The organism is Embleya sp. NPDC059213, assembly GCF_042754445.1.
Taxonomy (GTDB): domain Bacteria; phylum Actinomycetota; class Actinomycetes; order Streptomycetales; family Streptomycetaceae; genus Embleya.
The window spans coordinates 50,299-62,359 of record NZ_JBHZAV010000009.1; the positions used below are offsets into that span (position 1 = coordinate 50,299).

Annotated in this window: 11 protein-coding genes; 7 read left to right on the top strand and 4 right to left on the bottom strand. The window is 71.4% G+C overall.

What is annotated here, in order from left to right; translation table 11 throughout:
- Window positions 1–6 precede the first annotated feature (6 nt).
- On the bottom strand, window positions 7–1,155 hold the full coding sequence (locus ACFXMF_RS05745) for an acyl-CoA dehydrogenase family protein (protein WP_379989984.1): 1,149 nt from the start codon (window positions 1,153–1,155) through the stop codon (window positions 7–9).
- Between the two features lie 98 nt (window positions 1,156–1,253).
- The gene (locus tag ACFXMF_RS05750) at window positions 1,254–4,826 is read right to left on the bottom strand and encodes an indolepyruvate ferredoxin oxidoreductase family protein (RefSeq protein ID WP_379989983.1); all 3,573 of its coding nucleotides are present in this window, start codon (window positions 4,824–4,826) and stop codon (window positions 1,254–1,256) included.
- Window positions 4,827–5,111: 285 nt separating this feature from the next.
- On the opposite strand from ACFXMF_RS05750, the gene ACFXMF_RS05755 reads away from it, so the two are divergent.
- Window positions 5,112–5,933: a GNAT family N-acetyltransferase gene (locus tag ACFXMF_RS05755; RefSeq protein ID WP_379989982.1), complete on the top strand. Its 822-nt coding sequence runs from the start codon at window positions 5,112–5,114 to the stop codon at window positions 5,931–5,933.
- On the top strand, window positions 5,930–6,484 hold the full coding sequence (locus ACFXMF_RS05760; protein WP_379989980.1) for a GNAT family N-acetyltransferase: 555 nt from the start codon (window positions 5,930–5,932) through the stop codon (window positions 6,482–6,484). The genes ACFXMF_RS05755 and ACFXMF_RS05760 overlap by 4 nt, the downstream gene beginning before the upstream one ends.
- A 17-nt stretch (window positions 6,485–6,501) precedes the next feature.
- On the opposite strand, the gene ACFXMF_RS05765 is transcribed toward ACFXMF_RS05760, so the two are convergent.
- The gene (locus tag ACFXMF_RS05765; protein ID WP_360309713.1) at window positions 6,502–7,044 is read right to left on the bottom strand and encodes a hypothetical protein; all 543 of its coding nucleotides are present in this window, start codon (window positions 7,042–7,044) and stop codon (window positions 6,502–6,504) included.
- A 154-nt stretch (window positions 7,045–7,198) separates the two neighbouring features.
- Here ACFXMF_RS05765 and ACFXMF_RS05770 point away from each other — a divergent pair, with 154 nt between their 5' ends.
- On the top strand, window positions 7,199–7,459 hold the full coding sequence (locus ACFXMF_RS05770) for a hypothetical protein (RefSeq protein ID WP_360309711.1): 261 nt from the start codon (window positions 7,199–7,201) through the stop codon (window positions 7,457–7,459).
- 99 nt (window positions 7,460–7,558) lie between these two features.
- Window positions 7,559–9,382: a glutamine--fructose-6-phosphate transaminase (isomerizing) gene (glmS, locus tag ACFXMF_RS05775; protein WP_379989979.1), complete on the top strand. Its 1,824-nt coding sequence runs from the start codon at window positions 7,559–7,561 to the stop codon at window positions 9,380–9,382.
- 230 nt (window positions 9,383–9,612) lie between these two features.
- Here the strand turns inward: glmS and ACFXMF_RS05780 are convergent, their stop codons facing one another.
- On the bottom strand, window positions 9,613–10,065 hold the full coding sequence (locus ACFXMF_RS05780; protein ID WP_360309707.1) for an ATP-binding protein: 453 nt from the start codon (window positions 10,063–10,065) through the stop codon (window positions 9,613–9,615).
- Between the two features lie 158 nt (window positions 10,066–10,223).
- On the opposite strand from ACFXMF_RS05780, the gene ACFXMF_RS05785 reads away from it, so the two are divergent.
- Genes ACFXMF_RS05785 through ACFXMF_RS05795 form a run of 3 tightly spaced genes read left to right on the top strand, consistent with a single transcriptional unit; the run spans window position 10,224 to window position 11,586 of the window.
- Window positions 10,224–11,060, top strand: coding sequence for a Scr1 family TA system antitoxin-like transcriptional regulator (locus ACFXMF_RS05785; RefSeq protein WP_379989978.1), 837 nt, complete (start codon window positions 10,224–10,226; stop codon window positions 11,058–11,060).
- Window positions 11,057–11,245, top strand: a complete 189-nt coding sequence (locus ACFXMF_RS05790) for a DUF397 domain-containing protein (RefSeq protein ID WP_379989977.1) — start codon at window positions 11,057–11,059, stop codon at window positions 11,243–11,245. The genes ACFXMF_RS05785 and ACFXMF_RS05790 overlap by 4 nt, the downstream gene beginning before the upstream one ends.
- Window positions 11,246–11,268: 23 nt before the next feature.
- Window positions 11,269–11,586 carry a DUF397 domain-containing protein gene (locus ACFXMF_RS05795; RefSeq protein WP_380017679.1) on the top strand — a complete coding sequence of 106 codons (318 nt, stop codon included), beginning with the start codon at window positions 11,269–11,271 and terminating at the stop codon, window positions 11,584–11,586.
- Window positions 11,587–12,061 lie beyond the last annotated feature (475 nt).

The window sequence follows — 12,061 nt, forward strand, 5'->3', positions numbered from 1 at the left end:
CGCCCGCTACTTCGTGGGTCGAGCGAACTGCCGTGCGATGACCATGCGTTGGATCTGGTTGGTGCCCTCGAAGATCTGCATGATCTTTGCTTCGCGCATGTAGCGCTCGACCGGGAACTCACGGGTGTAGCCGCAACCGCCGAAGACCTGGACCGCGTCCGTGGTGACCTTCATCGCCGCGTCGGTGGCGATCAACTTCGCCACACTCGCCTGTCGGCCGTACGGCCGGCCCAGGTCGCGGCGGCGGGCCGCGTCAAGGTAGGTGGCGCGTGCCGAGTCGACGGCGGCGGCCATGTCGGCCAGCAGGAAGCCCAGGCCCTGGTGGTCGACGATCCGGCGGCCGAACGTGGTGCGTTCGTTGGCGTAGTCCACCGCCGCGTCCAACGCGGCCTGGGCCAGGCCGGTCGCACAGGCCGCGATGCCCAGCCGGCCCGAGTCCAGCGCGCTCAACGCGATGGCCAGCCCCTGCCCCTCGGTGCCGATCAGCCGGTCCTGCTCCAGCACCGCGCCGTCCCAGAACGCGCTGGTCGTGGGCACCGCGTTGAGGCCCATCTTCTCCTCGGGCCGACCGAAGACCAGCCCCTCGGTCGCACCGGGTGCCAGGAAGCACGAGATGCCCCGACTGCCCTCGCCGGTCCGGGCGAACAGGGCGTAGAAGTCCGCCTTGCCGCCGTGCGTGATCCACGCCTTGGTGCCGTTGATCCGGTAACCGCCGTCGACCGGGCGCGCCTTGCAGACGATCGCGGCCGCGTCCGAGCCGGCGTGCGGTTCGGACAGGCTGTAGCCGCCGATCAGCCGACCCTCCAGCATCCGCGGCAACCACCGCTCGCGCTGGGCCGGCGAACCGTAGGTGGCCACCGGGAAACAGGCCAGCGTGTGCACGCTGGTGGCCACCGCCACCGCCGCCCAGCGCGCCGCGAGTTCCTCCAGCACCTGAAGGTAGACCTCGTACGGCTGACCGCCGCCGCCGTCCTCCTCCGGATACGGCAGACCCAGCAGGCCGACCTCGCCCAGGATGCCGAACAACCCTTCCGGATACGACTCCTCGCGCTCGTGCCGGGCGGCCAGTGGAGCCAGCTCGCGGTCGGCGACGGTACGGGTGAGATCGAGCAGGTCCTCGGCATCCCGAGTGGGCAGGAGGCGGTCGACGGTCACGGCTGCTCCGGAGGTCGGGGAAGGCGGGAGAGGGTGGGGAAAAGGTGGCGGGCCCGAGCCGACGGGGATCGGATCGGGCCGCCGGGCGGGCCGGTGGGTCAGCCGGCCGTGACGAGCGTGGCGTCCGAGGCGTCCGCGCCGGCCGCAGGGGCGGTCAGCGCGGTCAGCGCGGTGCGTACCGCCGCGCGGTACTCGGCGACCCGGGCGAGCTTGATCTCCTCGTAGCCGCGGATCGTCTCCGGCAGTTCCACCAACTCGACCACCGCGTCGACGTTGTTCGCGGACAACTCGCGCAGCGCGGTGCGGACCAGCCCCCGGTACTGCGGGACCAGTTCGCGCTCGACCCGACGCACCTCGGCGTAGCCGAACAGGTCCCAGCGGGTCCCGCGCAGGCCGCGCGCCGCACGCAACGCCCGGAAGGCCGGGCCGGCCGTGCGCCGCAGCCGGATCTTGCGGTTCATCCCCAGGTAGCGCAGCACCGGCGGGTGCAGCATCACCGACACCGTCGCATCCGGGCCGAACTCCGCGTCCCGCCTGGCCTGTTCCACCGGGTCCAGGTGCAGCCGGGCGACCTCGTACTCGTCCTTGTACGCCATCAGGTGGTGCAGCGCCCGCGCGTACGCCACCGCGACCCGCTCACCGGCCGCCGTGCCCGCCCGCTCGACCGCCAGGGTCCGGATCGTGCGCACGTCGTCGGCGTACCGGCGGGCGTAGGTCGCGTCCTGGTAGCCGGTCAGATCGGCGATCCGGGTGCCCAGCACCTCGCGCAGCTCCGCGTCGCCGCCCGCGCCCTCGGCCAGCGCGACCGAGGCCGCGTCGACCTCGACCACCGCGTGCGGCGGCGCCGCGACGGCGGCGGCCAGTACCGCGGCCGGGTCCACGGCCGTCGCCCGTCCCCAGCGGAACGCCGCCAGGTTCTTGGCCACGGCCGCGCCGTTGAGGGTGATCGCCTGCTCGATCGCCGCCACGCTCAGCGGCAGGCAGCCGTGCTGGAACGCGGCGCCGATCAGGATCATGTTGGCCGGCATGTGGTCGGCGAACAGTGCCTCGGACAGGCCCAGGGCGTCCAGATAGAGGTTGTCGGCCCGCCGGGTGGCCGCGTCGATCCGCTCCAGCGTCTCGGTCGGCGACCCGGGCAGCGCGATCTGGTTGGTGACCATCGCGGCGGTCGGCACGATCGCGGTGTTCACCACGGCGATCGTGCGATCGGAGTCGGCACTGGCCAGGTTGCTCGCCGCCGCGGTGCCGAGCAGGTCGAAGCCGATCAGCACATCGGCGCCGGCCCGCGAGGCGCGCAGCGCGCCGTCGATCGGCCGGTGCGAGATGCGCAGGTCGGACACCACCGGGCCGCCCTTCTGGGCCAGCCCGGTCTGCTCCAGGCCGGCCGCGTGCCGGCCGTCCAGGTGCGCGGCCATCTGCAGGATCGAGGACACCGTCACCACGCCGGTCCCGCCGATGCCGGGCATCCGCAGCAGCACGTCGGCGTCGGCGAACCGGGGCTGCGGCAGCGCCGGTTCGAGCGGCAGGTCCGGTATCTCGCGGGCCTTGCGGGTGCCCGGCTCGACCAGCAGGAAGGACGGGCAGTCGCCCTTGAGGCAACTGAAGTCCGAGTTGCACGAGCCCTGGTGGATGTGCGTCTTGCGGCCGAACTCGGTGTCCACGGGCTGCACCGACAAGCACGTGGACTTGTCCCCGCAGTCTCCGCAGCCCTCGCACACCCGCTCGTTGATCACCACCTTCTCGGCCGGCGTCGGCAACTGCCCACGCTTGCGCAGTCGGCGCTCCTCGGCCGCGCACCGGTCGTCGTGGATCAACACGGTCACCCCGTCGAGCCCGGCCAACTCGACCTCGGCCGCCGAGAGTTCGTCGCGGTGCCGGACACTGGCGATCGGGTCGAGCCGAACCCCCCGGTAGCTGCGCGGGTCGTCGGTGGTGACCACCACCCGGCGCACCCCCTCGACCGCGAGCCAGCGGGTCAACGACGGTACGTCCAGGCGCCCTTCGGCCTTTTGACCACCGGTCATCGCGACCGCGTCGTTGTACAGCAGCTTGTAGGTCATCTTGGCGCCGGCCGCGACCGCGGCCCGGATCGCCAGCGAGCCCGAGTGGTGGAAGGTGCCGTCGCCGAGGTTCTGCACGAAGTGCTTGTCGTCGGTGAACGGCATCAGGCCGATCCACTGCGCGCCCTCGCCGCCCATCTGGGTCAGCCCGAGCTGGTGCCCGCGGCCCTTGCCGTCCAACGCGATCATCACGTGGCAGCCGATGCCGACGCCGACCAGGGTGTCGTCCGCAGTGCGGGTGGACGCGTTGTGCGGACAGCCGGAACAGAAGTACGGGGTGCGCGAGGCCAGCATCGGCAGCGCGATCCGGGCCGGCCGCTTGGGCGCGAGCGTGGCCAGGTAGGCGGTCGCGGACGCGGGCAGCCGGTCGCTGCCGAGCCGCGCGGCGACGGCGCGGGCCACGTCGTCCGCGCCGAGCGTGCCGCGGGCGGTGAGCAGCGGGCGGCCGGTGTCGTCCCGGCGACCGACGATGCGCGGCGCGTCGGGCCGGCGGTACAGCGCCTCCTTGAGCCGGGCCTCCAGGAACGGCACCTTGTCCTCGACCACCAGGACCTCGTCCAGCCCGGCGGTGAGCTCGGCCAGTTCGGCGTCGTCCAGCGGGAACGGCATGCCGATGCGGATCAGCCGGACGTCGAGGGCGTCGTCCGGCTCCAGGCCGAGGTCGGCGAGCGCGCGGCGGACCACCGAGAACGACACGCCCGCGGCGAGGACGCCCAGGCGGGCGTTCGGGGTGTCGTGCACGATCCGGTTGAGGCCGTGCTCGCGGGCGTACGCACGGGCCAGGTCGAGCCGGCGGGTGATCAGGTCGTGCTCGGCGTCGAGGGCGGCCGGGCCCACCAGGGTGGGCAGCGTGCCGCGCTTGGTCGCCGCCGGGACCGGGATGTCCCTGCCCCACTCGGACACGTCCACCGTGGTCGAGGCGTCGGCGATGTCGGCGACGATCTTCAGGCCGGTCCACAGGCCGCAGGCGCGGGACATGGCGACCGCGTGCAGGCCGAACTCGACTATCTCGCCGACCGTTCCCGGCGCGAGCAGCGGCATCGACAGGCTTTCCATCATCGGCTCGCACGAGCTGGGCACCGTCGACGACTTGCTGCCCGGGTCGTCGCCGATCCACGCGACCGCGCCGCCGAGGGGAGCGGTACCGGCCATCGTCGCGTGCCGGATGGCGTCCGCGGCCCGGTCCAGGCCCGGGTTCTTGCCGTACCAGAAGCCGGTCACCCCGGCGTGTCGGGCGCCCGGGGTCTGGTCCACGAGCTGGGTGCCGGCGACGGCGGTCGCGGCCAGCTCCTCGTTCAGGCCCGCCTGGAACACCACGCCGGCCGGGTCCAGGAACCGCTTGGCGCGGCCCATCTCCAGGTCCACCCCACCGAGCGGCGAACCCTGGTATCCGCTGACGAACACCCGCGTGTCCAGGCCGCGCGCCTCGTCCAGCCGACGCTGCTCCAGGGTCAGCCGGATCAGCGCCTGCACGCCCGAGATCAGCACGCGGCCGTGCTCGGCGGTGTACTTGTCGTCCAACGAGACGGCGGGCGCGGCCGGTGCGGCGGGCGATGCGGGCGTCGGCGAGCCGGAAGCCGGAAGCGAAGGCGAAGCCTGATCTGTGCGCACGGAAGCCTCCGTCTTAGCCGGATGAGGGTGCAGGCGGCTGGGGTGGGGTGGGGTGGGGTGCGGTAAGCACACCAACGGTTCCGTCTGGACGCAAGTACCTTGCGAAATTTCGGGTTCAAGACGCAAAGTTCTTGCTGAAGAGCGCGATAGGCATCGTTTAGTTTGCGCGTGAAGCCGGTTACCGACCGGTTATATATCGGCGTGTGCCGTTCGGGTCCGCCGCTCCCGGGGTAGCGGAATCGCGGGCATCATGATGCGGACCGAGCGAAGGGCGGTGCGGACGGGATGGACGATCCGACGGTGCGGGAGCGGGCGCACGCGCAGCGCCTGCAGGTGCGGGAACTGCGCGAACTCGGCGAGTTTCGCGATGTCGAGCACCTGTACGGCGGGATCTGGCCACCCGTGCCGGGCCAGGGCCCGCCCGTGGGCGTCGAACTGCTGCGGGCCTTCGCGCATTCCGGGAACTACGTCGCCGGGGCCTATCGGGACGGCCGCCTGGTCGGCGCGACGGTTGCGTTCTTCGGCGCGCCGCTCGGCGAGACGCTGCACTCGCACGTCACCGGGGCCATGGCCGGGAGCGGGGTGGGCTTCGCGCTCAAGACGCATCAGCGCGAGTGGGCCCTGGCCCGAGGGCTGCGCCGGATCACCTGGACGTACGACCCGCTGGTGCGCCGCAACGCCCACTTCAACCTGGTCAAGCTGGGTGCGCGGCCGGTGGAGTACCTGCCGGACTTCTACGGCGAGATGGTGGACACCCTCAACAGCGGTGACGCGAGCGACCGGGTCCTGGCGGTCTGGGAGTTGACCGACCCGAGGGTGCTGGGGGCGGTGCGCGGCCGGCGCACGCGGGTCCCGGTGCCGCCGGACGCCGGCGCGGCCCTGGTGACACGGGAGGGCCTGCCGGTGTCGGGCGACCCGGACGGCGACGTCGTGCTGATCGCGCTGCCGGCCGACATCGAGTCGTTGCGACGGACCGCCCCCGAGGCCGCCCACGCCTGGCGCACCGCCCTCCGGGAGACCCTCGGCACCCTGCTCGACGAGGGCGCCACGGTCCTGGGCTTCGACCGCGAGGCGGGCTATGTGGTGTCGCGGGGGCGGATCGGGTGAGCCGGTCGCGAACCTTCGTGGTGCGCGGTGCGCGAGCCGGCGACCTCGACGCGTGCGCGGCGTTGCTCGCGCTGCACGAGGGGGCCCCGGCGGACGCCGAAGCCGATCTGCGAGCACGCGTGCGGACCTGGTTCGACCGCCCGGACGGCTGTTTCCTGGTCGCGACGGAGCCCTCGACCGGCGCCGACCCGGTGGTCGGCTACGCCCGCGCGGTGCACCTCGACCCGTCGCCGACCGCCCCCGTCGGCTACTACCTGGCCGGAATCGTGGTCGCCCCCACCGCCCGCCGCACCGGCCTGGGCCTGCGCCTGACCCGGGCCCGCCTGGCCTGGATCGCCGAACGTGCCGAGTCGGCCTGGTACTTCACCAACGCCCGCAACACCGCCTCGCTGCACCTGCACGAAGCATTGGGTTTTCACGAGGAGACCCGCGAATTCACCATCCCCGGGGTCGACTTCACCGGCGGCGAGGGCGTCCTGGCACACCTCCCGCTGACCGGCCGCCCCTGCCCGGCGGCGCCCGGGGGACGGGGCCCGGCCGAGGGGGGCTGACGGGGCCGGCGAGCGGATCAGCCGGCGCGCGGAGCCGGGGCGAAGGTCCAGGTCGGGTGTTGTTTGGCGAGGTAGGGGAGGTGGGCGGTCCAGTCGGCGGGGGTGAGCGGGCGGGCCGGCCGCAGGGCGATGGTTTCGCGGGTGTCGATCGAGAAGCCCCAGGAGAAGCCGACGAGCGGGACGACGTGGGGTTCGATGGTCTCGGCCATCGGGGTCCAGCCCAGGAAGGTGTGCGCGAGCCAGGTCATCGGGGCTCGGGTGTAGCGGGCCGGGGAGTCGAAGAGGGTGGGTGCGACGCCGAAGTAGCAGTACGGGGATCCGGCGTCGGCGAACAACGGGAACGGGTCCATCTCGAACTCCGCGCCGCCGTCGGTGGAGCGCACCAGTTGCACCCAGCCGAACAACGCCCCATAGCCGCGTCCCGGGTAGACGATCCGCGCGGTGAGACAGGGGAAGTCCCGGGCCTCGGCGGTCTGTCCAATTGCCGCCGGGTCCTCGACGCGCTCGACGGTGGCCTCGATCGAGCCGGTCCTGCCTTCGCGTACGAACGGGAGCATCATCCCCTCAATCTGCCGGGCCCCGGGGCGCCGGACAAGGTCGAAAGTGGTCACCCGGGTCGACCCCGATCGTCCGTCCGAGTGCATCTCGACCCGGGATCTGCCCGAAATCGGGCAGATTCTTGCCGTAGGTGCCGGCCGGGTCCAGGATCGGGGGGTGGCTGACGGCGAACTGGTGGAGCGGATCGCGGCGACGACCGGCCTGGCACCCGCCGAGGCCGAGCGGATCGTCGAGGACGTGCTGGCCTGGTACCGCGAGCCGGTCGAGGACTACGTCCGGCGGCGGCATCGGCACCACCGGGTCTACGGCAAGCGCAACGCGCAGATCTACCGGCTGATCGCCGCCGAACTGGCCGAACGCCTGGTCGCGCCACCGGAGTTGACCGAGCGTCAACTGCGCCGCGTCATCTACGGCTGAGCCGAGTGGGCCGAGTGGGCCGAGCGGGTCGATCGTGTACGCCCGTCGGCGTGCCATGACACACCGACCTGCCGAGAGCAAGAAGGAGAACGCAGCGACATGTGCGGAATCGTGGGCTATATCGGCGCGCAGCAGGCCGCCCCCATCCTGCTCGAAGGGCTGAGCCGACTGGAATATCGGGGCTACGACTCGGCCGGCATCGCGGTGCTGGGCACCCGCGGCCCGGCCAGGGTGTTCCGCCGGGTGGGCCGGGTGCACGCACTGGCCGCCGCCGTTCCGGCCAAGACCTCGGGGCGGGTCGGCATCGGGCACACCCGGTGGGCCACCCACGGCGCACCCTCGGAGGCCAACGCGCATCCGCACGCGTCGGCGGACGGCCGGATCCAGGTCGTGCACAACGGCATCATCGACAACGCCGCCGCGCTGCGGGCCCGGCTCACGGCCGAGGGCGTCGAGCTGACCTCGGACACCGACACCGAAGTGCTCGCCCACCTGATCGCCCGCGCGCCGCAGGACACCATCGAAGCCGCCGTGGTGGCCTCGCTGGCCCAGGTGACCGGTACCTACGCGATCGCCGTCGTGGACGCGGGCACCCCGGACCGGATCGTGGTGGCCCGGAACGGTTCGCCGCTGGTCATCGGGGTCGGCGAGCGCGAGATGTTCGTCGCGAGCGACGTCTCGGCGCTGGTACGACACACCAGTTCGGTCGTGCACCTGGAGGACGGCGAGCTGGCCACCGTCACCGCGACCGGCTTCCGGACCTTCACCCGGGAGCACCAGGACGTCACCAAGACGCCGACCACCGTCGAACTCACCGTCGAGGAACTCGAACTCGCGGGCCACGAACACTTCATGCACAAGGAGATCCACGAACAGCCCTCCTCCGTCGAGCGCATGCTGGGCGGCCGGCTCGACGACCGGTTCGGCTCGGCCCGCCTCGACGGTCTGCGGATGGAGCTGCGCGAACTGCGCGGCTTCCGTCGGGTGAAGATCCTCGGCTGCGGATCCGCTTACTACGTGGGCCAGTTGGGCGCCGGGCTGATCGAGGACCTGGCCCGGGTGCCGGCCGACGCCGAACCGGCCTCGGAGTTCCGCTATCGCAACCCGGTGATCGAGCCGGACACGCTCTACGTCGCGGTCAGCCAGTCCGGCGAGACCGCCGACACGCTCTTCGCGGTGCGCGAGATCCAGCGCAAGGGCGGCCGAGTGGTCGGCCTGGTCAACGTGGTCGGCTCGTCCATCGCCCGACAGTGCGACGGCGGCATCTACCTGCACGCCGGGCCGGAGGTCTCGGTGGCCTCGACCAAGGCGCTGACCCACATGTCGGTGGGCTTCGCGCTGCTGGCGCTGGCGCTGGGTCGGGTGCACGACCTGTCGCACGCGGACGGCGCCCGGATCCTGGCCGGCCTCCAGGCGCTGCCCGGCCAGATCGCCGAGATCCTCGCCGACGAGCAGACCATCGCCGACGCGGGCCGCCGGCTCGCCGACGCGCGCAGCCTGTTCTTCATCGGCCGGGTACGTGGCTATCCGGTCGCGCGGGAGGCGGCCCAGAAGTTCAAGGAGATCACCTACCGCCACGCCGAGGCATACCCCAGCAGCGAACTCAAGCACGGCCCGCTCGCCCTGATCGACGCGAACCTGCCCACAGTCGCCGTCATCCCCGACGACGACCTGGTCGGCCGCAACCTGGCCGCGGCCCACGAGATCCGCGCCCGAGGCGGCCGACTGACCGTGATCACCCACGAGGGCGTGGACCTGGGCGACCTCGAAGCCGACCGCATCGACATCCCCCGCAACGAACCCGAACTCGACCCGATCCTCCTCACCATCCCCACCCAACTCCTCGCCTACCACGCCGCCCACACCCTCGGCGAAGACATCGACCGCCCCCGCAACCTGGCCAAGTCGGTAACGGTGGAGTAGCCCGGCCCCGGCCCCGGCCCCCACCGAGTCCGATCGGCACGCCACCGGCCGGGACCACGTCGGCGCCCCACCCCGACCGGGCCCGATTCCGCCACCGGCGGGGCCCGCGGTGTCCGGCGCCACACCGATCACAACCAGCGTCTTCGCCACCGGCGTTCCTCTCGGACCCGTTCCTGACCCGACGGGACCAGCCCACGAGCCGACACGAGGGCGGGAGTCGGCCACGGCGATCATGGCACTCGGCCTTCGTGAGGGAGGTCGAGTTCGGTCCAGACCGTTTTGCCGGTGGGCGGGTGTGGGTCGATGCCCCAACGGTCGCAGAGCGCGGTGACGATGAGGAGGCCGCGGCCGGACTCGCCGGTGGCCTCGGCGGAAGTACTCGTTGTGGGCGGGCAGTCGGGGCGGCTATCGGCAACGCCGATGCGGAGGGTGCCGAGCGCAGCGTCGGCGGTGAGGGTGAGCCTGAAGCCGCGGGACGGGTCGGCGCTGCCGTGCAGCGCGGCGTTGGCGGCGAGTTCGGCGACGATCTGCCGAGCGCGGGCGACGACGGCGGGCGGGAGTCCCCACGCACGGAGTTCCTCGACGGCGAGTTGGTGGGCCAATCGGGCGCCACGACGGGTGGAGGTCAGGCGCAGCTCGAACACTCTCACGGCCACGCGGAGTTGGGGTGCGGCGGAGTTCATGGACGTCAAGGTGGCGGGGCGACGGTGCCGGAATCCAGACTTCCGATCCGTACGCTCGGTCAGCGTACGGGCACCAAGAGTGGACGGTACGGTGATCTTGAGGTCACTCTGAGCGGATAGAGAGCGAAAAGACCCAACACGCCTGGAGGTAGCCGCGAATGACCGATCCGGCTGAGGAGTGGGAGCGCGAACCCGACGCCTCGGACAGTCTCCGCACGTTCGGCGCCGTCGTCCAGGCCCTCCGCGAACACGCGGGCTTGAGCCGGGTGGACTTCGGCACGATGGTGCGCTTCTCGAAACACACCGTGGAGTCGGTCGAACTCGGCCGCCGAATGCCCGACCCCGACTTCGTCGAACGCGCAGAGGCCGCACTCGGCGACACGGGCGCGCTCCGCCGCGCCGCGCGGCATCTGTCGCGCCGGCCGGGCTTGGCGGCTTGGTTCCGGCAGTGGGCGCGGTTGGAAGGGCTTGCCGTAAACCTCTGCACATACGAATGCAGGCTGGTACCCGGGTTGTTGCAGCCTGAGGGATATGTTCGCGCCCTGTGCGACAACGACATTCCACCGCTGACCGACGCCAACTTGGAGGTCCGGGTCGCCGCCCGCATGGAGCGTCAGCGGTTGCTGCGCGACAAACCCACGACCGCATTCGACTTCGTCATCGAGGAGGCGATCTTCATGCGTCGCCTCGGCGGACTAGCCGTCACCCGCGAACTGCTGGACCAGGTAATCGAGTCGAGCAGCCTAAGGAACACGACGGTCCAGATCATGCCGGCAGACAGCGAACACCACGCATGTCTCGCCGGGTCGATTCAGTTGTTGGAGACTCCGGACGGGCGGTGGCTTGCTTACTCGGAGGGCCAGGAAAACGGCCGCTTGATCACGGACGCGAAAGAAGTCGGCAAGCTTCAAATGCGTTATGCGAGACTGCGCTCACAGGCCCTTTCGCCGAACGAATCCCTGGGCCTGCTCAAGCGGATGCGAGGAGCCCTGTGAGCGCCACAGAACTCAACTGGTCCAAGAGCAGCTACAGCAGCGCTCAAGGCGACAGTTGCATCGAGATTGCCGCCACCGAACAGGACGTCCACGTCCGTGACTCCAAGGACGTGACCAGGCCCTCTTTCGGCGTCCGGCACGTCGAATGGGGGCAGTTCGTCCGTCACGTCGCACGCCGACCGTAAGCTCGACGACCCGGAGAGCGCACATGAGTGCCCCTCAACATCTGTGGTTCAAGAGCAGCTACAGCAGTGCCCAAGGCGACGACTGCGTCGAGATCGCCGTCACCCGGCGAGCCGTCCACATCCGCGACTCCAGAGGCGATGCCCGGCTGTCGTTCGCCGTGGGTCGTCCTCAGTGGGTCGCGTTCGTCCGAGCCGCCACCCAGGGTCGAGATCGCGGCATGGTTGGTGACGGCGGCTCGGGATGGGCCGGCTTTTCCTGGCAACGTCCAGGAACAGCTTTTGCCCTGCCCGGCCCGCCCCGCGACACGGAACGGTGCCGGGCGCCCACCTCGACGTACTGACCGGCAGCGCAACCGGATCGCCCACGTGCGCCGAAGCGACGCCTCTTGACTCACCCGGACGGGCCAAACGCGCTGGGCAGCGAAGATTCCCAGCCGCGAACCCCACCCACCCTCTCGCGTCGCCGCGCCCACGTCCCACCCTCACATCGCCGAGCCCCATCCCCTCGGCGCGTCAGCGCCCCCGACCCAGCTGAGCCGCGCGATCGACGCGCGCAGCGCGGAGAGCGGCGGAGCCGCAAACTTTGACTTCGTGGCCCGTAACGAAGCGAAGGGACACGAAGTCACGAGCGAGGGGCCACTTTTTCTCGGAGGAGCGTAGCGGGGGAGAGGAAAAGTGGTGCCTCGCGAGCCGGCGCCGAAGGCGCCCGAATAGAGGCAGCGCTGCATCGCCGAAAGCCACCCACCCGCTCGCTGCGCTCGCGATCTCGCCCCTGCCGCCAGGTCCCCGCTCGCGACCCGCCCTCATCGGCTCGCC